Annotated in this window: 10 protein-coding genes and 1 pseudogene; all 11 read right to left on the bottom strand. The window is 51.5% G+C overall.

Annotated elements, in window-relative coordinates; genetic code table 11:
* Positions 1–192: 192 nt before the first annotated feature.
* The 11 genes and pseudogenes from LA756_RS04465 to LA756_RS04415 all read right to left on the bottom strand — a co-directional run bounded on the left by LA756_RS04465 (position 193) and on the right by LA756_RS04415 (position 26,485).
* Entirely contained in the window at positions 193–1,002 is an 810-nt protein-coding gene (locus tag LA756_RS04465; RefSeq protein ID WP_224438672.1) for a DUF1338 domain-containing protein, read from the bottom strand.
* A 68-nt stretch (positions 1,003–1,070) separates the two neighbouring features.
* Positions 1,071–3,320 (bottom strand): RND family transporter, encoded by a 2,250-nt coding sequence (locus LA756_RS04460; RefSeq protein WP_224438671.1) that lies wholly within the window; start codon positions 3,318–3,320, stop codon positions 1,071–1,073.
* A 54-nt stretch (positions 3,321–3,374) separates the two neighbouring features.
* A complete protein-coding gene (locus tag LA756_RS04455) occupies positions 3,375–4,778 on the bottom strand; it encodes a hypothetical protein (RefSeq protein WP_224438670.1) in 1,404 nt (467 codons plus the stop codon).
* A gap of 43 nt (positions 4,779–4,821) precedes the next feature.
* Positions 4,822–6,342, bottom strand: coding sequence for a hypothetical protein (locus LA756_RS04450; protein ID WP_224438669.1), 1,521 nt, complete (start codon positions 6,340–6,342; stop codon positions 4,822–4,824).
* Positions 6,339–8,015 carry a hypothetical protein gene (locus LA756_RS04445; RefSeq protein WP_224438668.1) on the bottom strand — a complete coding sequence of 559 codons (1,677 nt, stop codon included), beginning with the start codon at positions 8,013–8,015 and terminating at the stop codon, positions 6,339–6,341. Before LA756_RS04445 ends, LA756_RS04450 begins: the two co-directional genes overlap by 4 nt.
* Before the next feature lie 4 nt (positions 8,016–8,019).
* Positions 8,020–8,535 (bottom strand): hypothetical protein, encoded by a 516-nt coding sequence (locus tag LA756_RS04440; RefSeq protein ID WP_224438667.1) that lies wholly within the window; start codon positions 8,533–8,535, stop codon positions 8,020–8,022.
* 23 nt (positions 8,536–8,558) lie between these two features.
* A complete protein-coding gene (locus tag LA756_RS04435) occupies positions 8,559–19,235 on the bottom strand; it encodes a type I polyketide synthase (protein WP_224438666.1) in 10,677 nt (3,558 codons plus the stop codon).
* Positions 19,236–19,305: 70 nt separating this feature from the next.
* Positions 19,306–20,070 carry an SDR family oxidoreductase gene (locus LA756_RS04430; RefSeq protein ID WP_224438665.1) on the bottom strand — a complete coding sequence of 255 codons (765 nt, stop codon included), beginning with the start codon at positions 20,068–20,070 and terminating at the stop codon, positions 19,306–19,308.
* A 218-nt stretch (positions 20,071–20,288) separates the two neighbouring features.
* Positions 20,289–20,681: pseudogene (locus tag LA756_RS27305) on the bottom strand (4'-phosphopantetheinyl transferase superfamily protein); the annotation flags it as partial.
* 140 nt (positions 20,682–20,821) lie between these two features.
* Complete coding sequence (locus tag LA756_RS04420) at positions 20,822–24,925, bottom strand: beta-ketoacyl synthase N-terminal-like domain-containing protein (protein WP_224438664.1); 4,104 nt, start codon at positions 24,923–24,925, stop codon at positions 20,822–20,824.
* A 111-nt stretch (positions 24,926–25,036) separates the two neighbouring features.
* Positions 25,037–26,485 carry an SDR family oxidoreductase gene (locus LA756_RS04415; protein ID WP_224438663.1) on the bottom strand — a complete coding sequence of 483 codons (1,449 nt, stop codon included), beginning with the start codon at positions 26,483–26,485 and terminating at the stop codon, positions 25,037–25,039.
* Positions 26,486–26,602: the final 117 nt, after the last annotated feature.

Genomic DNA, 26,602 nt, shown 5'->3' with positions numbered 1-26,602 from the left:
CACGGTCGGTTTATGCGACCGTTTTTTCATGGACAAACGCTTCGCGATAAGGGCAGACTTCTTCCGCTGCGCAATGCGTGCAACCTCGCGCCGCGTAACTCTCGGGAAAAACGCACCTTCTCAACAAAATGTGGACACGTGTACACAAAATAGTAGATAATAGGTGAAAAGTATGCCCACCGCAGGAGTCACCTACTGCTGCAGCTTCTGATCGGTACTCTCGAAGATCTTATCGGCACTCTTCGCCACAAAACCTTCGAAGAGCGATCCATTGGGGAGTGGGTAGCGGCGAGCAAACTCGTAGTAGCAGCCTGGCACTTGATGGACGTCGTCGGTGAAATTGACATCGACCACGGAGGCCAGCGTCGAGGACTGCTCGAGATAGACATCGGCGGACCCCTTGATGAGGCCCCCTTCCTGATTCATCGCAAACCCTTCTGAGATAAGGAGTTCTTTCAAGTCTTCGAGCGAGTCGAGCGTTTTCAGTTGGTTCACAAGCACGGTGAAGTGATTCGCGCAGAAGCCGTGAGCCGACATCCAAGCGGCGTACTCGCTTTCCCGAGCCAACGTTTCATAGTCGTCGTAGGAAACGCTCCACAACCGCCCTGCACCACAAAGGGGCGACGGCAGCGAGTCGGCCTCCGGCAGTTGTCCGAGCATGCGGTCGGTGATCGCCCGAAAGTCTTTGGGGAACTGATCGAGAAGGAGTTCACTGATAAAGATTTTCGGCAACGTGGGTTCGGCATGCTGAAAATGCTTCGCGTATAGCTTCTTCGCCTCGAAATGGTACTCACCCCCTTCGACGTACCCCGCGGCAAGAAAGGGTTCCGCAAGCCGATCGATGCCGATCCGAGCATCCTGAAACGTGCGGAACGCGATGTGGTCGTTAACGATCGTTTCCCCCCGCTGCGAAAGCAACTGGTGAATGCGATCCGCCTGAGGGTTAATCCGGCGATACGTGTCCCAAAGGTGATCGATTAGCGTCGTAATAGAGTCGGACATAGGAACCTCCGGGGGTGGGTAGAAGTATTTAGAAATTCTATCCACCTCGGCAGGTTTCGGCCAATAGATTACGTTTCGTCCAAGTCTGGCTTTGCTCCTGGTTTGGTAAAAGCCAAAATCGCGGGAAGCAAAATCAAATCACACAGAAGTGCTGTCGAAAGGAGCATGAACATCAGCCATGCGAATCGAGCGATCGGAACAAACTGGCTGAGCGCGAAGACGAGTAGCCCCAGCGTACAAACGAGCGTTGTCTGAATCATCGCGACACCACACGTCTGAAAGGTTTTCTCAAGTGCCAGCGATACATCGTTGTGTTTCGCCATTTGAGTGCGGAAGTTCGACAGAAAATGCATCGAGTCGTCGACCGCAATTCCCAGGGCAGCACTGGCGGTCAGCACGCCGCCAATTTCAATTTCCCGCCCAAGAGCTCCAAGGGCACCGAAAACGATAGCCGTCGGCAACACGTTAGGAAGCATGATCAAAACACCACCAAGGATACTACGCTGAAGAAGAATCATGATTAACGTGATGGTGGCTAACGCCGTGGAGTAGCTAGTCAACAGATCGCTGAGAAGTTGACTTTGAGCCTTATAAATGAGAGGAAGTCCACCGCAAATTACCACCTCGGGTGGCTGTTCCTGTTGATCAAGAACCGACTGTGTTTCGGAGGCGACCTGATCGAGGAAATTTCCGTAGTCAATTTTTTGCTGAGCCGACACACGCAGGCTCAGCCGCCACAAAGCGGCATCATCTTCATCGACCAAATAGCCCGTTTGTTGAAGCTGACTTCGTTGGTCTAGAAGCATTGCCAGCGTGGCACGTCGTTGAGAGATTTGACGAAAACCTTGCACTTGATCCGAAGGAAGATCAGGTAGGAAATTTAAGGAACTGATCGCCGTTCCGACGCCGTCCATGTTCTTCAGTTTCAGGTTCAGCTGATCGAGTACTCGGAGCCGTCTCAAAAGTTCCTCCGACTGTTCGCGGGCAGGCTGATCGGCCGGAAGTTGCGGCCATTTCAGAACGATCTCCATCGGCACCAAATAACCAATGTGCTCTTCCAGCCAGTTGTAGTCTTGAATGATCTTGGCTTTGGGTTGGAAGAAGTCGCGCATATCGATCGACGTTTCGAGATAGCGCATACCACCGATACCAGCGACGAGCACGCCTAGCGCGGTGATCAGAATTGGAATCCGCTGTTTGGCGACGAACGCTGCCAGTAAACGGCTGGGGAATTTTGATTCCGAAGGAGTATCGCTCTGCCACTTGCGTGGAGGAAACACGGTGATACATGCGGGCAATACCGTCAACAACAACACCGCTCCGGCCAGAATGCCGAGAGCTCCAAACCAACCGAATGCACGAATTGGACTAAGCTGGCTGATGCTTAGGGAAAACATTCCCAGTGCGGTGGTTCCGCCAGCCAACGTGCACGGAAGAAGTGCTTTCCAAACAGCCCGGCTCACACACGCACCGATGTCCTCGTCGGCCGTGATCGACTCGCGAATGTAGTTAACCAGGTGAATACCTCCGGCTATTCCAAGCACGAACGTGAGATTGGCAACCAGCAGTAAAATGCTATCAAGCTGGGCAAAGCTGTAATGCATGATCGCCAGACTGAGGTGTTCGCTAACGAACGCAACCACAAACACAAACCAAGCCAGTCGAATGCTTCGAAGGCAGATGTAAAGCAACGCAATACAAATCAGCCATGACCAAATGTTGAATTCCAGAAGCGAGTTTTTACTGGCCGCATCAATGGCCACACTATCGTAGGTGGGGCCAGCCATGCGGATTTCCGCTCTGGGTTTATCAAGCAGTCGTTCCGCCGTTCGCCAAACGTAGTCAACCGCGGCGGCGCGGTTTTGAATTCCTGAATCGGAAACCAATGCGACCAGGCAGGTCGTTTCGCCGTCTTTGCCGACCAGCCAACCTTCGAGTCGTTGCCGAGCTTCTGTAGATGAAAGTTCAAGCGGTTCTTCGGTCAGATAATCAAGTGACTGGGAACCCGTAAAGACCTCACGAAACCAGGTTTTCTCTTGGCCATAAAAATCGGTGGGCTGTTTGAGTTCCTCCGCCAACTTTGCAACGTTCGGATTGTCCAGTGTGCAGCCGTTCCAGCTGATCATCAGGAGCTCGTCGCTGCCGAACCGTTCGATAAACCAAATTAGCTGCTGGGTTTCTTCAAACGTCGGAGGCAACCAATCTTCCACACGATTAGCCTGACGTTCCCAGGATAGTTTCGCACCATGGTAAACCGGAGGGATCAACGCGCAAAACGCAATAAGAATCAGCCAGCAGACAATTCGGTTGCGAAACATAAGGTGATGAGATGACTATGGTGTTTGGATATGCGTTCAGACTTTGACGACTTTTCAAGAAACCGCCACGCTGTCGAACTTGCTTGATTGTGAGTCTAAGGAAATGTCTTCTGTTACGGTCTTGGCGAACTTGTCGAGCAGCATTTGCGCCGAGTCTAGATCGAGTGATTTAGGATGGTGCCGAATTGTGATCGTCATTCGCCCGCCGCAAATCAAGATTCCAAAAACAGCGTTTGTTTCAGGGCGAAGGGGTGGCGATCCGGTGATTTTGACTAACCGCATTCCGCCTGCTTCGACGCAGCCATCCGATTTGGGCAACCGCACGCCGAGCCGTCGGGAGATGTCCCCGACGTTTGTTAGCACCGTTGTTGCAAAGCAGCGTTTACCAGAGGTGAACCAGCGGAGTAATCCTGGAACTCTATCAACGGTGGCGAGACCTTCCAAGAAGAACATGCCAAGATTCCACTTCTGAACGGCTTCCATTTCCAGAGAAAGTCCTTGCAATAATTCCCGAAAAGTAACGTTACACTCCGAGACGCGCCGTGCCAGGAAAGCGTAACCAAGCACATTAGTGGCCGACAGCGGCTCGTCCGCTTTGTCGCGCATGCTGGTAGGTACATTGATTTGGAGCCAACGCTTTAAACTTTTGCGGCCGCGGAATTCACATTGCCAATCGGACATGACGCGGAAGAGAGCCGTGAGCAATAAGTCGTTGACGTTGACTCCGAGTCGATTCGCTCGGACGCGCAGGGCTTGGGTTTGATCGCGGGAAAGCGTTTCGCAGAGAACGCCTGGATAATGGGATGGATTCTTCGACGTCGGAACTGTGGAACTGTTGGGGATGGAAAGCGGATAGCGGGAGAGATACTTCCAGGCTTCCTGGAGTTTTGCCTTGGTGGCAGTCCAGAACGAGATCGGTTCGGGAGGTAGCTTCCAGCGCGGTCGTCCCCTTTGGGCAAGTAAGTTTTCGTTCAGCGGTGGAAGTGGCAGATTCGTCCCAGTAACTGCTGAATGGTAGACCGCCAGCCAATGGCCGAGGACCCGCAGCGCACCAATTCCATCGCAGCAAGCGTGATGAAACTGAAGTAACAAGCCTAATTTGTCGTTAGAAGCAGAAGCCCAAACGCGAAGACCTGGCTCGATGCTCAGATCGATCGCTTCACCTCGCTCGGGCAGTTCCCAGACAGAACCCGATTGTTGCCAGTGAATTCGCGGAGTCGCATGCGTTCCTGTCTGCCATGACATTCCATTTCCGCGGCCTACGATGGCCGCTGTCAGGAGAGGATGCCGAGCGACTGCCGTGCGAAGTGTGTCTTCAAGGATAGTTCGATCCACCGTTCCTTCGAACGTTACTTCGTAGTGAAATGTCATCGGATGCGAATCACGATCGTCGACGACCATGTAACGCTCGAACGGCGTTAAAGGAAGTTGTCGCGATGAATCCGACGATTGTGACATGAAGTGATTGTTTCTTACGTGGAAGTGAGAGCTTGGATGTTGTCTAGAAATACCACCAGATCTGCAGCCAGCCTTCTTTGGTCGCGGCCATTTGCGGTACAAGCGGCTGGTCGATTTCCATCTCGTCAAGAAGACGTCGTGAAAGGGGTGTCAAATCAATCGTTGTTGGAATATCGCGATCCAAAAGATTCAGTGCGACTCGTCGAATGATCAGCTCGCGGACGTTTCGAGAACCGGTGTCTTCCTTGTTTTCGATCTTAGGCTTATCGACTCGAACAAGATTCCATTCCTTTTCGAGTTCCCCTTCTAGGCGATAGGTGACCGTTGCAATGATGTTGTCCAGCGTTCCCTTCGGAGTCCGTAGCTGGGCGAAATACGCGTGTAGCGTCAGTTCATTTTTCTCGAACTCGAATTGTACTGGGAAGGAGTCGGCGAATGTGAGAAGCAGTTGCTCTTCGGGAGGAGCAGCTTTTTCGGATGCCTTTTCACTGTCCAGGCGTTCTTCCAGCTCTTGTCCGGTAAGTGATTCGCCGGCGAACCAGTCATGGCATAAATACTCGAGCCCGATCTCGTGTATGTTGGCTCCAGCATATCCACCACGAATTCCCTGCACTTGCGGGGAGCCTGGATAGGGCGGCGGTAAGTCCAAAGATGCTACCGTCGAGGCGTCGCGATAACTTAGATTCATTTTTGGAGCGTCTGATTCATTGGATAGCACACGACTCCACAGGGATGACCAAGCTTGATTCAATCGGGCAACTTCCTGACGGACTTCGTCTCCCATGCGTCGCCGGATGTATGCTTCCGTCTTGGCTTCAGAATCGCGTTCGGCACGACTGCTGTTGGCCCTGGCATTTTGCATGGCCCGTTGGACGACCGTATTTGATCCGCGTCGCATGCGGCTTTGAGCGGAGTACGGCTGAACATTAGCGTTGGCAACGACACGCGAGTTGCGGAGGACAAACTTCCCCTGCTCCCAGGCGATGGGAAACTGGGCATCGATCGATGTGGTACTTCGCTGATAGACGATTGCTTCGCTGGCATATGCCGTCGTCTGAGAAGAACTCGTTCCCCGAAAATGCCAATTTAGCGTGCCATTGGAAATTGGATCAAGACTGTATTTCCCGGTAAGCGTTCCGTTGCCGGTCACTGGATATCCGGCAAAACGATCGTTGACATCAAATGATTCACTTACATTGCCGCGCGTCATTTCCTGTAGCAAAGCATCAGAAATATGAAACTGGATAGCAGGCTCTTTCCAGGCAGCACGGGCATCGTCCAATGGCAGCGAAGTAACGTCGTTCGCGGCCAGCCAGGCGGCGGCGTCGTAGCCTTTGCGAAATGTCGCAAGCGATGGTTCTTGCTGCCACGCGACTAACGCATCACGAAGATGCTGGTTTTGCTGTTGAACTAATTCCTTGTTGGGAGGAGGCGTTGGAGGTTTCGGTGGGACAATCGGTGCACCTTCTTGGGCGACCAAAGTGCCGTGTATCAGGAGTCCAAGGCATATTCCCAAAATTCGATAGCCTACTGCGACTTTGCTTTGGGGCGATGTTCGTATCATGGAGTGTCCCCTTCCGTTTGATGCGCAACGCGGATTCGCCACCCATCGCTGGTATCGCTGGCTTGCAAGACGACAATGTTGAAGTGCTTGGCGACTTGATCGAATGATGGTAAACGCTGATAGACAGTGTCCTGATCTTTCAAACCCCAGAATCTGAGCCAAGAGAACTCATCAGTCGGTTGGTCTTCCTTGAGTTGGGTCCATCCGGTTCGTACGAAAGCAGCAGCATTTCCGATTCCTTTCAGCGAAGTTTCTCCTTCGTCTAACTTAGTCAATTGTTCAAGTCGCGTCGTTGAGGGATTGGAGTGCTGGGAAGTTGCCGATACTAACGGGAAAACCGCTTCCGGTGAAGAAGATAATGAAAACTGATCTCCACGAAGCATCGCAGTCAGGCCGTCCAGTGGATCGTCGGGGGAAGCAAGTTGCCATGACATTGATCCATTGTCATGTTCCGTGATCTTCATCTGAGGATCCCCGTCGAACAGAAGCTGCATCGTTTCTTTGGCCTTCGCATCCTTGTGAGCTGTCGCGGTAACCATCCAATCCATGCGATCATCCATAGGACGCAATGTGAGATTGGCTTCCGGGCCTAGCGAGGCAACACGTTCGACCAGATCGATTCCGAGGCCATCTTCGGCTTTGATATCGAGGAGGACATCGTCGAAAGTCCCTTCGATTCCGTCGGCATATGTCTCATCGAAAAGCGGACCCATGTATCGAAAAGCCGCAGGAACCTTCCATGCGCCTGCGAGGACGGCGGATGCACCTTCGGAAAGAATTGGAACGGAACCCTTGAAGTCAGCGCCAAAACGAAACAGTTCGAGTACGTCCCGCTTTTTGCCAGGCACATGAATAAACATGTCAGCCCAAAGACTACTTGATGAGGCATCCACGGAGATAAGAACCGAAATGGAATCGATTTCGCTATAGCCTCGTTTAGTCGCAATCGCTACATCACTCTCTGCCGTGGCCGAGTTGGCGGCATCGTGCAATTCCAAATGCCGCATAGGACTCGCATAACAGAAAACGTGTGGCTCGTCAGATGGAAGTTCAAACTTGCTCTGAATTTTGGAAAATGCGGGAGAATTGGCTAACGACTCTGCGTTGTGAGCTTGAATAAACTCGTTGATGACGTCGTTGCTAGGTGACGCAATCCAAATTTGATCGAGAATTTGAATTTTTAGCCGTCGATTGTTTTCAGTCGAAAGATCAATCGAAGTCTCTGTAGCGTTCCAACTGTCGCCCTTTTGGACGAGTGAATCCCTAACGGAACGGACGATTGCATCTTTATCGGAATCTTCAGGAAAATGAACAACGATTCCTGGAACGGCTTGTTGCGACGTTGTGCCTGAAACGACCCATGCCATTTCATTGGTAGTCGACGTCTGAAGCACATTCCAGAAGTCTAAGAGAAGTCCATCGGGGCCCTGGCGACGTTCCTTGTGAAAGGCATCCATAGCGGTAGACGACCACATTTTACCGATCGAAGTCGTATTCCACTGCTCACTGGTTTCACGTGGCTTTACCACTTGGATGTAGGTGGCGCAGTTGGCCGGAGCCCACTTTTCGGTTTCGGCTTGTGCATGTGCAACGCTCAGGAAGACGACGAGAAGTCCTGCTAAGCCCGTTGATCTTCCGATGCCAATACGCTGATGCCGTTCGTTCGATCTCAAAGAGCTAACCTCTCGATAATGGGGATGGGGCAGCCGGGAATCGTATGGCTGTCGCCAGGATCGCGGTGGAATGGTAAGCGTATCCAAGGATGCCAGATAGTAAGCCGATTCCGACGACGCAAAGCCATTTCGGCAACAGGAGGTTTCCAAGCATCGACGCGGTGATCCATAGCATGACTATCGTGACAACTGAAGAACAAAGCCCACGGACGAAACCAATTTGAAGTCCGTAACGTTGCCAAGGAGCATCGTTCGGCCAAGGGATGTCGACGATTCCTTGAGACCGTACGCGTGCGGCATTTGCGACACCGAAAAAGGAGCTTGCTAGGGGAAGGATGAAGCACATGGGGCCGAGCATGGACAGCAGTGAATAGCCACCAATCAAAGGTAATGATTGAGCAGGCCAAAACACGCCGATGGCAATGACAAAGTTAATGGTGAACGTAATGAAAAATTCAAGCACACCAGCCTTCTGCAATGCAAATTGTCGGAGCGTAAGTTTCGCCGAGGCGGCATTCATGATGGCAAAGTCTGATTTCTCAGTTAAGCAATGGGACTACCTTCCTGCGAAATTGCAGGATTGGTCATGACAATCACGCCTTCATAGCCTTCAATTTTAATCAATAATCGCCCTTCCCCGTCGCGAAGATCGATATCGAATACGGCTTGAGTTTCAGATCGCTCGCGAAGACGAATGTAAGCGTATGCTTCCGTTCCTGGGGCTGGTAAGTCGATCAACGATAGTCGCTGGATACCGGTTGGCAAAACGACCGCCGCTGACTCACCGAGCCAAAAGTGGATGCCAGCGGCGAAGAAGCAAGCATCAATTAGGATTGCCGGAAGGAACGTTCTGCCTGTTGAGCGTTCTCCATAAAACTCTTGGGGGTCAGGCACGTTCACGCGGAACCAACTTATGCTGCCATCGTAATACACGCCGCGAACTTGGCGATACATCGGCCCGTGATAAAGCACTAAACGATCTTCCGGATAGTTTACATCGTGATAACCAGGTGGAAACGGTACCGGCTCGTCGATCGGAAGTTCGGCGTCTTCCTTTACCACGCAACGAAAGTGAACACGATCCTTCTGAAGGACAACTCCTTTTCGATTACAAAAGTCGGTTAGAAATTCGCAAATGATGCCTTGTTCCGTTCGGGTGACCTGAATGTTCGATTCGGCAGGGTCATCTGTCAGTAGTCGCCAGGCTTGTTTTACTTCCAAGTCTTCTAAGACGGCAAAAGATGAATCCTTCATCAAAAGTGTAGCCGCTTGAGCACATGCGTCCGCGAAGCCGACCAATGGGAATATCGGCCGTGACTTAAACATATGCTCTTGTAAGAATCGGTCGCTCGCTGGCTGAGAGATCATTCGGACACGAACTTGCTCGGCATCTTGGAACACTAGGCTATCGACGAAAGGGAGAGGCCAGATTGCCGATTCATCTCCTTTCGCTTCCGTCGAGGCTGTAAAGCGAATAATTTGTCCTGGATGATTAGGATGAGGAATGGCAACCTCCCCTTGCTTTTGACCGGCATCTAATTGGGAAATCAGATTTTCAATGATGGCCGTGGAATCGTCGAGCGATACATTTCTGTCTGACTGCTTGATGACCCCAGGAGGTGCTACTGCTACGTTGGGCGCGAGCTCTTCCAGCCGGTCGTCGGGAAACTGAAGCTTGAAGTAATTCCAATCAGTGATGACGACTTCTGGTTCTGGACAGCCACGAAGGAGTTCGTCGATAAGGTGATTTGTTCCTTCAAGCGTTGGCATGAACGTCATATGAGCAAACTCTTTCGCGAACTTCGTCTCTGGCCGCACCGCCATTCCGACTTCATCCCAAGAGTGCCAATCGATAGCGACCGACGCAACGTCTGGTCGTCTGCGGCGGTACCACCCAATCAACTTGCTGAGTAGCTCGTTCGATAGGCAATAGTCGGTCTGCCCGGTGCCTCCGAAGCGTCCACTAATCGACGAGAACGCAACAAAATATTTGAGTGGGTCGTTGCTGGTCAATTCCATTAAAGCTACGGCGCCGTCCACTTTTGAGCCGACCGTTCGCTTGACGTTATCTGCCTTCTTATTGTGGAAAGACGCCGCTTTTTCGTAGCCAGCACCATGAATGATTCCATCAATCTCGCCGTGCTTAGCTCTAATGATCTCCAGCAGAGACGCGAGTGCGGAGCGGTTAGTGATATCGCATGGGTAGTAATTGACTTGAAGACCCATGGCCTGCATTTCAGCCAAATTGCGGTCGATTTCGATTCCCTTCTCAACTCGCTCCCAGGACTGAATGGGAACCGCACCATCCGCGATGGCTTGCTTCATCACTTTCGCACGGAGTTCTTTTGTTTGAGCCTCGTCGAAGTCACGCCAGGCAGGATCGACTTGGGGAAGAGGGCTCGATCCGATTAAGTGTAGTGTCACCCCGTATCGCTTTCCGATTGCCTTGGCAACCGCCGCAGTGACACCACGAGCTCCTCCTGTGATGATCCAATTCTTGCCAAACGACCGACTCTGTTCAGGCAACATATCGATCGGCTGTGGTATGGTCACCACTCGATAACGCTGCTCCCCGACGTAACCGATCTCTTGATTACATGCATTGCCTGATTGAAATTCTTCCAGCAATCGGTCAGCGATAAAATCTGGCGATGCGGTGGGCTCGAAGTCGACCAAGTTTGTTTGAAATTGCCAATCGGTTGTCCGACCCTGCTCGACGGCCAAGCCTTTGTGCATGCCGGTGACAAATCCACCCAATGGCGACCGATGTCGATCGTTGAAACCAAGCTGGCCTCCCAAGCATGTCGCTGCTAAGAAGGAACCACGAGCGACTTGCTTTGCTTTGTTGAGATGAGTAAACCAACGTTGGCAAGCCAAGTACGGATTTAGTACTTTCTCGTCGCGCAGTATATTCCAAGCAACCTCCGCGAGTCCAAAATCAGGCCCTTCATTCCAATCAGAGAGAAGGATGAGATTAGGAATGGGGCCCTTTTCGCATGCTGCGTCAATCTTTTTGATCGTAGCATCGATGTCGTGCAGGTTGTCGACCAACGTCGTCGAAATTCCTTGCTGACGAAGACGTTGTTGGAGGGCTGTAGCAACTCGACTATTGCCGAGAATGATCACACCACCTGACAAACGTTGTAGATCAAATGTTGGTTCGAGACGATTCTGTGGAATGACTCGAACAACGAATCGCTCGCAAACATTACCTGAGGTTGGACGTGGTGAAGCCCCGTTGATTGACTGAACTTGTTCACAAAACGACTCAGGGGAAATGCAAACATCGCGATCCAAGGACTGCACTTCGCCCACTTCATTTTTAATAGAAGCGGATTGTGGAGTCATGGGGGATAGCCCGATCATCTGGTGAAGATCTAGCTCATAGAACTGGTTTTCGTCCAGACCGGAATGAGTTCCGGGCGTGATCCAAACCTTGGCATTGACCGTGTCAAAGACAACGCTGATCTGATTATCAACGCGTCGAATTGTGTTCATGGTCGGAAATCGAGCTTCTTTGTTGCGTCCAATGTCGAAGCGATCGCGGAGCCATGTCTGTACAGTGTGCCGCGAAGGAGGCCCATTACGATGCAATTGCTGTAGTCTTTCTAGGCGACGCAGCGAGTGAGCAGGAACTTCCTCAATCGGAGTAAATAAGCGAGCATGGTTCGTCGCAAACGTATCTGAGACAACATTTTCCTGCCTGATGTGATTTCCATCGTATTCTAAGTAGACGTGTTGATTCCGTTTAGCATCACTGACAAAAAGTCCCCACGCTCCGGTCTTGGGATAACGCTCTAAGTGTTGTACTACTTCATCAATGCTGTTGGAGAATTGGAGTAACTTAAGAATCAACTCTCCGTGCAATAGACCTCGACGGGTTTCAATTCGCCTAGGTAGATCGAGTAGTTTGCTACTGGTAATCGCGATCCCAGCAGCATTAACACCGTTGATCGCCCTGGCATGACCCACAGGTGAGAAAACGACATGCGCGTTTCCTTGCTCAGGATGGCGAATCTGAACACATCGCTTTAAAGTCTCTCGAAGATAGAGCGCGAGTGGGAGGTCTTCATTCGCTGCATGAATGCAAGCGTTGGGTTTATCTGTTTCCTGTAACAAAACTTGAACGCAGCCTGTTTCGATATCGAAGTAGCCCCGCATGTTATGAGCAATAACCGACTCGATGTTCACGCCAGCCCCATCGGCAATGCCGCGGATTTCATCCATCGCATCGGCATCGAAGAGGTCGTCACGCAATTTCCAGGCGAAATCGAGGGACGGCAGACTTCGCGCTGTTTGAGAGTCGGCAAGATCACATACACGCTGCAAACAGGCCTTGATTTCACGGGCGAACATTTCGCCGTGCGTCTTGCCCATTTGGTATCGACTTCCGGACAGCCTAGCGATGCGAAGCCCGTCTGGAAGTGATTGAGTCGTATGCATTGTCGACTTGTCAGGCTGGGATGCCAATGCGCCTGTAGCGAGCATTGCCGCTTTAAGTCTCGCGAGCGATTCACCATCGCTTCGGCGTTTATGATTGGATGACACGACAACGATATTGGGGTCTTTGACAATAGATCGGGTGAGATCGCTCAGCACCGTTGAGGGCCCGAGTTCCACGAATACGTTAACCCCTTCGCTTCGGAGATGTTCAATCTGGTGAACAAAGTCGACTTGACGTGTCAGCTGCTCGACAAGGTTTCCACGAATTCGATCCGAATTGGATGCGTATTCTCCGTCGATGCTGCTAAACAAGGGGGTCGTAATGCCATTGAATGAAATGGAATCGAGTCGTTGCTTGAAGATCGGCTGAGCGGACTTCATCAACGGTGAATGATACGGACGAGGTACCTTCAGTAGGCGGCATCGGATTCCTTGATTCGTAAGCGAACGCTCCAACGCTTCGAGATTGGCACGCTTGCCTGAAAGAACGATTTGCTGAAGAGAATTGCGGTTCGCGATATGAACGTCGCCGTTGTGGCTCTGACAAAGTTGTTGGGCTGTTTTCAAGTCGATTTGACAAGAGAGCATTGCACCATCTATCGCTGGCGTTTCATCAATGGAATCGCATCGCAGTTTCGTCGCAAGTGCCGCTTCACGGAACGACCATACCCCGGAAGCGTATAGAGCCGGAAATTCTCCGTAGCTGTGGGCAGTGATGACATCAGGGGTAATTCCTAAGTTGCGTACCACGTCCAGAAGAATCGCGTCCGCAACTAATAGCGCTAGCTGCGTTCGGAATACGTGTTCACCAAGCTGATCTGCATTCGTGACAACGAGATTTTCGTAAGTCGGATAGCCAAGCGATTGCAACGTACGATCAAGTTTCTGGACCGTTTGCTGCGCAGTGGGATCGCTTTGAACCAGATCCTGAAGCATTCCAGCGTATTGAGAGCCCTGTCCAGGAAATAGGAACGCGACCTTCGCTTGCGTTCCGCGCGAAACAAAGTAGATGCCCTGCCCTTCCCAGATACTTTCACGGGTCGGGTGTTCGAAGTACTTTACCAAGGCTTGAAGTTTTTGACGCAGTTCTTCGTCTGATCGAGCGACCAACCCAACTGCATAAGGAGCAGTTCGATCGGCAACGCGCGATTCTAGTTCAGCGAATGGACTGGCTGATTTTAGAATCGCTTCAGCCGTTGAAAGCAGATCGGAAACGGTCGCCGCTTCGAGTACGGCTGCCTTCCAAGGATTTTCTTTTGGCAGCGAAGTATCTTGAGCGCCTTGGCTTGGAGCTAACAGTTCAAGCTGGCATCGCTGTCCGGATAGATCCGTTTGTGATAGTTTGACAGGATGAAGGGCGACTTTGACTTCTTCGCTAGAATCCTCATTAGCGGAGGTCCGTGTATCGTTTGATCTAACAATTTCCTTAAGTAAGGAAATCATCCCAGTGGTTCCTGAGAGATTTCCAAATTGGCTCGAAATGTCGCTCTTTATGGCGTTATCTTCCGCGGCCGACGATGGAGTCCTTTCAATGCGGACATCGCGAATCACTCCTAGAATTTTGTCGCCATCACGTTGAGCATCAGGAAGACGCTTCAGGATGACAACCCCGGTCCCTTCACCAGGCACTTCCTTCGAGCGATTCGCAGAGAGCAGCTTTTGATATGCACCAATTCCCATCGATCGCTGACCTGCGGCACAAATTACTGTATCACAGGAGCGACTCAATAAAAGGTTTTGAGCGACTTGGAGCGCGGCAAAGGATGAGGTCGCTCCGCTGTCGATGGCACATGCGCCCCCCAACAGATCGAAGGTTTTCGTTATTCGCGAAGCGAGAGAACTATTCGTGAAACTACCAGTGTCATCGTTTAATGCGGGGAAACGATCATGCACTTTCTGTTGAAACTCATTGAGCGCTGATTCTATTTCATCTTCACGCGTTCCGTTTTCAGAAAGGAGTTGACGAAAAGCCTCCTGTACTTCTGGTAGCCTTATGACAAACTGAAGCTGATCATAAAACTCGCCGCCGACTTCGTTTCCAACCACGACAGCTGTGCTTGAGCGATCTAGCTTACTTAGAAATACTGACGACTCTAAAGCCCTGTCGATAGTATCCAAAAGCATAAACTGAAGTGGGTCGGCCGCAGCGATTTGAAGCGGTGGAATTCGATGCTTCCGCCAGTCGTATTCGAAGTCTCGCAGGAAACCTCCCGTCCACTGAGATGCTGTCCCGGCAGACAATAGGGAAGGTTCCCAACGTTCCTTAGGAACAGCTGTTCTTTGATCATTTCCAGCGCGAACGACCTCCCAAAAGTCCTTTAAAGACTTTGCACCGGGAACGAGTACTTCGGCGGCGACAATGGCCAGGTAGCGTTCCTCTGGGGTGGTATCTTGCTGCGGAAATTTCGGTACGGCAACCTGTGTCGATCGACTGCGATCAAACTCGTCAACCACAACGTGAGCATTGAGACCTCCCACGCCAAATGCGTTCACGGCCCCTCTTCTTGAACCACCCGAGGCAGGAAGCTGCCATGGCTGAGCCGAGAGTGGCAAGCTGAATGGCAGGTTGCTCCAGTCGATTCGAGAATTGGGCTGAGTGACGTTAGTAACGGGAGGAATCGTCTGGGCCTTCATCGCCAGAACTGTTTTCACGAGACCAGCCAATCCGGCAGGTTCCAAAGTGTGACCGATGTTTGCTTTTACACTTCCAATTGGGATCTTCTGCCCCTTAGCAAGACTAGTCCCCATGACGTCGCTTAAAGCAAGAAGTTCTGTTGAGTCCCCGACCAGCGTTGATGTTGCATGGGTTTCGATATATTGCACAGAATCAGGAGGCACGTCGGACGAGTAAGCGCGTCGCAGGGCCTCGGCTTGTCCTTCTCTGAGAGGTGCCCAAAGGCTTTTGCCCTTGCCGTCAGACGACAATCCAATTCCACGGATGACCGCGTGAATAGGATCGCCATCAGATAGGGCCTTTTCAAGCGTCTTAACAATACAAGTAACATGGCCTTCCGCGGTAACAAGGCCATCGGCAGTGTTGTCAAAAGGACGAGATCCGGTACCACTGATCGATTGGGCTTTGGAAAACAGAAGTAGGTTTTCCAGTTTGAGGCTTGAAGATGCCCCTACCACGGCCGCGTCAATTTGGCCGAGCTCTAACGCATGTGCGGCATACGCAAGTGCGACGAGACCGGAACTACATGCAGCGTTGAGCGACATTGTCGTTCCAAGAAGGCCAAACGATTTAGCCACCAGACTTGCGGCTTGGGATGCTTCTACGAATGGTCCTCCGCCGTCGTTTCGCGAGGGAAGCTGATCACGTAGACGATGTGCGATTTCTTCGACCCAAGTTTCTGCGTTACTTCCGGCGATTCTATCAAATGCAGGCAAACTCCGGAGAATTGAGAGCCCTTGAGGTAACATCGAAGCGAACGCCAGATCACCATTTAAGGACGTTCCTTGGGTATGCCCCATGTATACGCCTGTCCGTGTCCCAGCGGTTTTGTGAGGATCCATTTGGGCGTGTTGAAATGCATCAGCAACAATTTGGCAGAGTTCCAAGTGACAAGGATCTGCGTTTAGTACATCCTCGTCGGAAAGCAGGAATTTCTGGAAAGCTTGTGCCCTATGTGGAGATAGAGCTCCGATCGAACTGTAGGTGCGACCTGGTTTTCCTCGCTGAGCGTTGAAATAGAGTCGACGATTCAGCCGTGCCGAAGGCAATTGACCGATTGCAGAACGTCCTTCGAGAATTAGATTCCAGTAGGCACTGAGATTCGGAGAATCTGGGAGATGACATGCCATGCCAACGATCGCCAGCGGCATGTGAACTCTTTTTGGTTCGCGGAAATCAGGCGCGGCTTCTAGTTGTGTCGCTTGTTTGACGGAGACAGTGTGCGAAGAGTGTTTGCCGTTTCGATGGACTGTATCGCGATTGACAGAGTCCTCTTGAGGGTCGTCAGATCGTTTTTCAGCAGGTTGTCCGGCAGGCTCGAGTAGGAAGATATTGGCTGGACCACTTGGATCCCAATCGGCCACGATAGATCGGATCGGTTGATGGTGGCCAGGAAGGGCTCCGCCAGACAATTGAAACTTCCGTTCTCCTACTTGAAGTTGCTGCGGAGATTGGAGCTGAGGGAAATCTGCGAACGCATGCCTCTGTTTCATCTGCTCGATGGCGGCCAACAAGGCAATCATCCCCGATCCGCCCCCGCAATGACCTGTGCGAGGTGTCACGCTGTGCAAATAGGGAGTTGTTGATGTTGCCGGACAAAGTTCCGCGAATGACTCGAACGTCTCTTCATCGCACTCGCTTCCTGCCGATGCGACTTGAATGATGTCGGCTTTCGGCAAACGTTGTGAAGAAAGCCTCGATACGGCCGCCGCGAGTCCTTCACTTGGCTTCGCACCGGAACCACTTCCGACGCCTCTGATAACCGCATGGATCTTTCGATTTGCTTTTTGTGCATCCGATAGACGCTGAAGTATCATGACGCCGACACCCTCTCCGGGTGCAACGCCAGGTGCGTTACCTGAGAACGCCGACCGATCTGACTGGTGAACGAGGGCATCGCACATGGAGATTCCCTCGAAAACGGGGAGCCCCATTGATCGCTGCCCTGCGGCGCAAATCACCGTATCCATTTCGCCGCTTAGCAATATATCGGCAGCGGTAGCAATCGCCGTCCCAGTCGAGGCATCGCCCGTGTCAATCGCCAAAGCGCCACCCATCAGATCAAACATCTTCGTGATCCGGGAGGCAAGCGTGCTAGAAGTAAAGCTACCAGTCTCATCCAGCAACGCAGGTTTGAGCTTCAAGATAAGCTCACCAAATTGTTCGACAATTTGATCGACCTTAGCACGAAGAATTCCTTTGCTGCTCAGCTGCTTGGCTAGGGCGAGCTGCATTTCAGGGACGCGAACTCCCATCACTAAATCTGTCGAGAAATCGCTGCCGAACTGTGATCCTACGATCACACTTGCCTTGGTTCGATCGTAGGTGTCAGGTGTCAGTCCGGCATCATCTAGCGCGGCATCCACGGCATCGAGAATCATAAATTGCAGTGGGTTGGCGCTGGCGATCTCCTTGGGGGGGACACGATGTTTGCGCCAATCGTACTCATAGTCTTCGAGGAAACCACCAAGGGTTCCGGTACTGTGATAGAGTTCCGGCTTATCGGACAGTGAGTATTCTGGCTTCCAGCGTTTTTGAACGTGTGACTTCGGGTCGTGATTCGACTGGAGTAGCTTGGCAAATTCTTTGACGGTACGAGCGCCGGGAAGAATCGCCGAAATACCGACAACCGCAATAGCATCTTCTTGTTGCGGGCAGGCTTGCTTTACATCGACGCGCGACCGGTGTGTTTGGGGCTGAAACTCTTCGACAACAACGTGTGTATTCAAACCTCCGATACCAAATGCGTTGACGGCAGCAAGCCGTGGCCGTCCATCAACATTTTCGGGCCATTGTTGATTTTCGGATGGCACATAGAAAGGAGCTCGGTCCCAATCAATTCGTGGATTTAGCTCATGACAATTGATTTGTTTAGGAATGGTTTTGTGCTTGAGCGCGAGAATTACTTTTAAAAGTCCCGCAATTCCTGCCGTTTCTAGTGTATGACCAACATTGGCTTTGATGCTGCCGACCGGAATACGATTCGGCTTAATTCGGTCGGTTAGCGACTCTATGAGCGCTGCCATTTCGGTCGCATCGCCGACTTGTGTCGATGTTGCATGCGCTTCCACGAATTGAAGATATTGCGGATCGACCGATCCTTGGTAGGCTCTATCGATGGCGAGAACCTGCCCTTCTTTACGTGGAGCCCAAAGGCTTTTCCCTTTTCCATCAGAGGAGACGCCAATACCACGAATCACAGCTTGAATGTTGTCCCCATCTTCGAGTGCAGCCTCGAGAGTCTTGACGACCAGGACGACATGCCCCTCTGAAACGAGAAGCCCGTCGGCTTTGGCGTCAAAGGGTCGAGAATCGTTTGGCGAAATTGAGTGAGCCTTCGAGAACAGCACCATGCTGTCGAGGCTACAGAACGATGCGCCTCCTACGACTGCCATGCGAATCGAACCGCGACGAAGTGCACGACCGGCGATCGCGAGTGCCTGAAGCGAGGAAGCGCAAGCCGCGTTGATGGCGCATACAGGTCCCGTGAAACCAAACGTGTTAGCAACGAGCAACGCTCCATGGTGCGAGCAGACGCGCGTACCGACGCCTTTGGTCAAATGAGGTAACGCGGAACGAATTTCCAGCGCTGCGTCTCCGAAAATCTTTCGAGCGATTTCTGGACTTTCGCCGAATAGATTTTGAAATTCAGGGATCTGCGATGCTTCCGAAAGAGCTTCTTCCGAGCATGTGCCGTAGACCATATCACCGGGCGTATCGCTTCCGCGCGTGTGGCCGAGGAACACACCGGTGCTTTTGCAGGGTACATTTTTTAGGTCGTAACCAGCGTTCTGAAGTGCTTCAGCTGTTGTATTGCAGAAACTTAGATGACCAGGATCGTTTTTCGTCTTTGACTGATCGGGCAAATCTACTTGACTAGGATCCGGAGATTGAAATTCAATCGTCCCGGCTGCCTTAGAGTAAGTGCGGCCTACGAGTCCCTTTTCCGGATCAAAATAGATTTCTTCGTTGAGACGTTCCGGTGGCATCTCGCCGACGGTACAGCGACCGTCGGTAAGCACCTTCCATAATTCATCAACGTTTTTGGCTCCGGGAAGTCGGCAACCAATTCCAACGATTGCCAGCGGTGTTTGCTCGTTCATGCGCTAATTGATTCTGCGTTCGCTGAGTTTTCATATTGCCTTCCGTGGCGTAGATAGGTTGTTCGGTGGCTTACACGTGCACTGCCGCGCCGCCGTCAACGGTGATGGTTTCCCCTTGGATCAGATCGCTTAGCGGGCTGGAGAGAAAGAGAACCACGTTCGCAACATCTTCGACTTCGAGCATGCGAGTTCCCATCATTGATTTATGAACTCGACCGGCAAACATCTCTGCGGAGTTCGGAATGAGCCGCGTCGAATCGGTTTCAACAAGGCCCGACTTTACGATGTTGACGTTGATATTGCGGTCGCCGAGTTCCAACGTTAGATGCCGTGCGACACTCTCGAGTGCCGCTTTCGAACCACCCACCAAGCCATACATAGGAAGCGCCATGTGTGATCCGTGGCTTGACATGGCTACGACTTTGCCACGCCCGGAGCTTGCTTCCAGCAATGGAGCGGCTCCTTTTACTAAGTGAATCAACGCAAGCACATTGGTTTTCATCGCAGCCACAAAGTGGTTCGATTGAGAGTCGAGTAGTGGACGAAATCCCCCTGTGGCTGCGTTGCTGACAAGAATATCGAGTTGGCCAATCTCTTGTTGGATGTACTCAAACATCGATTGGACATCGTCTTCTTCACTGATATCTGCTCGAATAATCCAAACGCGGCGACCACGCTGTTTGATGAGCTGTGCGGTTTCCAGTGCGGCTTGGCGAGAACTGACATAGTTGATAATGACGTCGCATCCCGCTTCTGCCAGTTTAAGTGCACAAGCTCGGCCAATACCGCGAGAGCTACCTGATACGAGGGCAACTTTTCCTTGCAAATTGATCATCGTGTTATCCCTGGTTTGGACGGCTATACTGCCGAATTATCAATGTAGGTATTTTCTTAGGTGATTAAATGTCGACAGGGCCAAGACCTCGCAATGCTTACCGTCGCGGCCGACATGGAGGTCTGCATGACCGTGATTGATCGCGAGGTCGACGCGGAAACGTGAACCATTTCGCCATCGCGGTCTGTGATCGATAGAGTTCTGGGATTAAATGCCTCTTGCGTGCGTAGTGACTTGAAGGCGGCTTCTTTTATCGACCAAGCTGCTGTTGATGACATTCCCCACCCTTCCAGACGCTCGACTTCTTCGGTGGAAAACCAATCGCGTGCAAAGGCGGATGGAATATCGTCGTTTTCAACTAAATCAATTCCAATAAACTCGGTAGGGTGAAGTGTGATGGCGGCTGCAACGAATCGTTCGGAATGCGAAATCGATAGAAAACATGGGTAGGGATTGCCGTTGAGATAAACTCGCGGAGGTTGTCCACGCTGCCGCGTGGTTCGGGAAAGTATTTCCCACTTTGTCGAATACCCGGTAACGTCTTCTAGCAGTTGTTTCGCAACGGTCCGACCCGCGATCCAATCGAGCTTTCTTTGCGGCGCGCGAAACATTGACATTTCTGCGTGCTCGGCGTCCGAAACGTCAGATAAATCGAAAAACGAAACTGATTCGACTGCTGTCCTTCGCATGACAAAGGCAGTAACGAGATCCCATTTCAGGGTTCGCATTCGGGGCGTAATTGCCGTATCGATCATGAAGTGACAACTTGTTTCGCGATAAACTCCGAAACATGACTCAACGTTGGAAAGTCATCGAGAGTCAGGGACGTGTCAGGTTCCACGTCAAAGTGTTCACCGATCTCACCAAAGAGTTGGGCCTTCTTGATCGAGTCAATTCCCAAGTCGGCTTCCAGGTCTGCGTCCATTTCGACAATTTCTGGCGGATAACCGGTTTGTTCGACGACGAAGTTCACCAGGAACTCATCTAGTTCGCGGCGTGACCACGAATGTGCGTGTCCATTGTTAGGACTTCCATTTGTTGCAGCACCATTGCTATAGGATGCTGTAGCAGGATTCGTCGGAGTAGTAATGGGAGCAACTGGAGTGGGTTGATCTGCTGGTCGATCGTTACGGAGAATAAAGTTCGCAACGGTTTGCAGAGAAGGGAAATCATCAAGCGTCAAGTTCGGATCAGGTTCGACGCTGAAGTGTTGTCCGATCTCACCAAATAGTTGGGCCTTCTTGATCGAATCGATTCCCAAATCAGCTTCGAGATCCGCGTCCATTTCGACGATCTCTGGCGGATAGCCGGTTTGCTCTACGACAAAGTTGACGAGAAACTCCGTTAACTCTTCCGCAGTCATCGATGAGGAAGTGCAGCTAATGGATTCAGTCGTCGCTTTAGGTAAATTTTCGACTACACGGCTTGCAGTAAACTCTGCGACTTCTGTGCTCTGTGTGTCCCCGCTTTCAGAGAGAAGATAGTCTGCTACATGTTTCAACGTTGGAAAGTCATCCAGAGTCAGATTGGGATCTGGTTCAACCTGGAATTGCTGCCCGATTTCTCCAAACAGCTGTGCCTTTTTGATAGAGTCGATTCCTAGATCAGCTTCCAGATCGGCGTCCATTTCAACAATTTCCGGTGGATAGCCGGTTTGCTCGACGACGAAGTTGATTAAGAACTCCTCTAGCTGTTGGGGCGTCCACTCAGGCGCTTTGGTGGCGTCTGATGAAGCGGGAACAGGCGTCGAAACTCCCTGGTTGGGTGCTGCCACTTCTGCTAACGGTTCATCGCTTATGCGAGAGTGATCTGGAGCGAAGCCGTTGCTGGATGTGGGAGGATGATGACCGTTTCGCAGTTCCGATGGAGTCGCGGAGGCTTGTGCCTTTTGCCGCATCTTATTCTTCCGTACCATCGTGGCGTCAAAGTGTGGGATTCCATCGAAGTTCTGAGTTTCTGATTCCATGTTGCTCGGTGCAAGGTCTTGAGTAGGTTGAAAACGATAGGCCACCGTCGATCCTCGTTCTATTAGGATGTGATACGCCGAGTCGGCATAGCCAGTGTTGTGGACAGCGGTCACAAGCCTTCCCTGAGGGTTAGCTGGATGAAAATCTTGTGGTTGTTGCAGGACAGCAAAGCGATGGGTAATTACATCGGTGGATGGTTGTTGCAGTTTGAACGTTTGGCTCAATTTCAGTGAGTTGAGCTCAATAGTTGCTTTGACGGTCGAGACGGCCCCGACTGCGCTGCCGGTATGACCGACCTGAGAACTTATGCAGTCAAGTAATAACGGATACGGTCGGTGTGAACTGCTATAAACTTCAGCAATGCCAGCCAGTTCCTCACGCGTTGACGTAGGCACGCCAAGAGTTGTTGTTTCAATTCGAGCCACATCCGTGGAGGTTACCGGGGCTTGGGACAACGAAGTAGCTTTCAGCGCTCTTCGGGAGGCTAACGCAGATGCATCACGCAAATTCGGTGCCGTTGCTACGCCAATACCTTGGATGATCCCGTGGATCGGCATGCCCTTGGCCCGTGCATCGGAGAGTCGCATTAAAAGCAGTACGCCACAGCCTTCCCCTGGAAGACCTCCATCACAAGCTTTGTCAAATGGTGAGACGGCTGAACCCTGGGACAACATGCCTGCCATGCCCATGCCTTCAAACCTCGTGATGCTGAGATCTTCCTGAGCGCCGACGCAAACCATCATGTCACAGTCGCCGGCGAGCAACTGATCGGCACAGCACATCAATGCGGACGAGGATGACGTTGCATCGGAGTCTACGGCGACACCTCCTCCCATCAAATCGAACGACTTGGTGATACGAGATGCCAAACTACTGCTAGTAAAACTCCCCGTTTCATCCAGCAATGCGGGCATCTCCTTGAGCAATTCGTCCGCATATTCCTGAGAGATGTTTTCTGCTACTGACTCTTGCACACCCAGTTGATTCAGGTGATTTTGTAAGCGACGCTGGAAATCAGGAATTCGGAGGCCCATCAACAGCTTGTTGGAAAATTCTCCACCGAACGTGTTGCCTACCATCACGCCAATTTTGCGGCGATCGATTTCCTTCGGTTCCAATCCCGCATCTGCGAACGCTTCTTCGACCGCGTCCAGGATCATAAATTGAAGTGGACTGGCACTCGCAATTTGTTTGGGAGGAATACGGTGCTTACGCCAATCGTATTCATGTCCAACTACTTCTCCTGCAAGGGTCGTATGAACTTGGTGAACGCCGATTTGGCCTGGTATCAGATAGTCGTCAACATTCAGATGCTTAGCAGTAAGGGGTTGCTTCGGGTCTTTGCCAGATTGGATCAAGTCCATCAGTTCGGAAACACTTAAAGCTCCTGCAACAACGCTCCCTCGGCCAACAACCGCAATGGCTTCATCGCTGGAACTGGCTGCCGACTGATCACGCGAAGGTTGGAGTTGGCGAAACGATTTAGATGATTCCGCAGCATATTCGTCGATAACAATATGAGCATTGAGTCCCCCAATGCCAAACGCATTGACAGCGGCACGACGGGGAGAATCTTCGGGCCGTTGCCATGGACTAGATTGTCGAGGGACGTGAAATGGAATTTCATTCCAGGGAATCGAGGGATTGAGAGTCTCAAGATTCGTCGCTGAAGGAATCTCTTGATGCTCAATACATAGAATCGATTTGAGCAATCCACTGATTCCAGCGGTTTCCAATGTATGACCGATATTGGCTTTTACGCTACCGATCGGAATGCGTTTACCCTTGGAGAGGCTCATCGCTTCGTGCAGAGCGCGGAGTTCCGTAGCATCTCCAACTTGTGTTGATGTTGCGTGAGCTTCGATGTACTGAACCGATTCAGGCGAGATGGACTGATAAGCGCGACGGATTGCCTCTATTTGTCCTTCATGTCGCGGCGCCCAAAGACTTTTACCCTTACCATCTGAGGAAATTCCGATGGATCGGATAACGGCATGAATTCGATTGCCATCTACGATTGCTTCATCAAGCCGCTTAAGAATGACTGTGGCGTATCCTTCCCCTACCACAAGCCCATCCGCCTTAGCATCGAATGGACGTGAGCCCTCTGCTGACAAAGAGTGGGCTTGCGAAAACATCACGAACGTATCGTGATGGGCAAAGGAAGCCCCGCCGACTAATGCTAGGTCGATTCTGCCTGACTGAAGTGCCCGAACTCCCTGGGCGAGAGCATGTAGAGACGACGCACAAGCCGAATTGAACGCCATATAGGGGCCGTTTAATCCGAACGTATGATTCAACATTCCAGCCGCAATTGCTGCTCCGATTGCTGGGCCTCCATGCGGATCACGATGAGGCATATCTTGGCGAACTTCGTCGACGATTTGGTCGATGATCTCCTCGCCAACGCGACCTAAATCTTGAAAATGCTTGCTGCGGCGAAGAATAGGTGCGATCTGGCGAATATACGTTCCGTATGAAAGATCACCAGCGAGTCCACTGTTTCGCGTATGACCGATAAAGACGCCACCGTTAGTTGTTCGGTTATGCCACGGTATATCGGCATTAATGAAAGCTTCCGCTGCAACTTCGCAGAGAGTTCGATAGGCAATTTCAGGGCAGTTCCGCACGCTGTCTGGTAACAAGTCGAATGCGCTACTGTGGTAGTCATAATCAACGAGACAACCGATTCGCGAATACGACCGATTGCGAACGCCTCGCTTGGGATCATAGTAAAGTTCGTAATCGAATCGGTCTGGGGGCAACTGCTGCTCTGTCGAAATTCCATCGCGTATCAATCGCCAAAAGTCATCAAGCGTATTAGCGCCCGGCAGGCGACATGCCATACCTACGATAGCAATCGGACTGGAATTGGAGAGTCGGTCCATTGGTAAGTCTTGACGATCTTAGGGACGCTGCGCGAAGCGAAGCATCTTGGTTTCAATATCAGGGTGCAGCGATTGCGGCACTTGGAACTGAATGCGAATTCACCGTTCGTGTTATTGGGAAATTGGGGACTTTAAATGTTGGGTGAGCCTCTCAATCATCGCACCATTGGCACCACCTTTGGCAATTACTTTTCCATCGCGAATGGCTGACTCGGTACTGATCGATTGATTGGCCATCAGCGTCAATGTGTGACTATTTAGATAAACTTCGCCGCTGGCCTGTGTACTAAATCCCTCGCCCCATTGAACAAGATTCTCATCGTTGAGTTCTATGTGCCATTGCCCGCCGCCACAGCCAGAAACGTTCAAGTTGACGACTTCAACTGGGGAGGAATGGCCTGGAAAAGTTTTCGCGGAGGCGAAATAGGTATCTATCCTGTTTTTAGTCAGGTTCATTGGAGGCTTTGGCCAGCCGAAACCATGCTTAACGGCGAACTCACACATTCTTCGTAGCATTGCTTGATCTACTTCAGGACATGGAATCGAATGGCAAGCTTCAAGGGTATGTGTTCGATCAAATTCGGGGTCGTCGCGCCAATAGGCTTTATAGGTCTGCATCTGGCTTTCGAGCGAAGATACCAGATGTTCAATCGAAGGCTCTGCTGCGGCGCTGGCCTGCTTTTTCGGTTTCAGGTAATCCTTCATCACAGCGAGCATGTCGCTAAGCGTTGTCGCTCGACTTGGCGTGAGGTGGTAACACCGTCCGTGCCACTGAGGTCGAGCGATGATGTGCATCATGCTCTTCGAGACCCAATCGACCGGCACGAAATTCTTGCGGTCACTCAATGTCATTCCAAAAAACTGAAGCAACTCAGCCGCATCGATGGTTTCCGTCACGTCTTCTGGAGGCGCAATAGCCGTCGCGACTTTCAGCGGTACATAGAATCCGTGATAGGTACTCGTAAACCCGGTCCGAGAATCCCCGATAATAATGCCTGGGCGATAGACCGTGACTCGATCGAAATCAGAGGAAGCTGCCACCATCTGCTCGGCTTGCAGCTTACTGCGTTCGTAGTCGTTACCTAGTTGCTGGCCTACGTTAGTTTCTGTTTCCAGAATTCGATCTTTACGTAACCCACAGATGTAGGCTGTTGAGACATGGTGAAACTGACGAATTCCCGTGGTGCGACAGAAATCGATCAGATGTCTGGTCCCATCGACATTGGTGCGATATGGCTCATCTTGATCCGACTCGGCGATGAAACTCAGACTTGCCGCGTTATGAATAACAGAGTGACAGTGGTCCCGCACCCAACTTAATTGTTCATCACCCAAGCCCAAGTTGGGATGACCAATATCACCTTCGAGGACGACAGGGCGTGGGAGGCTCCTCCCGAGTAACTTTTCCCAACGAACCAAAGCATCGTCAATCCGCTGCCATGCCGAGGCAAAGCGGTTTGGTCTGGCCAAAACGGCCAATGGCAGATCCTGTTCGACAGCATCGTATAAGAGATACTGTCCCAGAAGTCCTGTTGCCCCAGTAAGAAGATGGTAGTACATGAAAGGTCATCCGTTTAATCATTCGGTGACGCTTCCCTGCATCCAAGGTGCAACGCAAGTTCGCATGAGCAAAGCTGCCATTGCACAAAATTCCATTCCACGAGATCACAATTCAAA

Source organism: Bremerella sp. TYQ1, from assembly GCF_020150455.1.
GTDB classification, from domain to species: domain Bacteria; phylum Planctomycetota; class Planctomycetia; order Pirellulales; family Pirellulaceae; genus Bremerella; species Bremerella volcania_A.
This window is presented reverse-complemented; position numbering and strand designations above follow the sequence as displayed.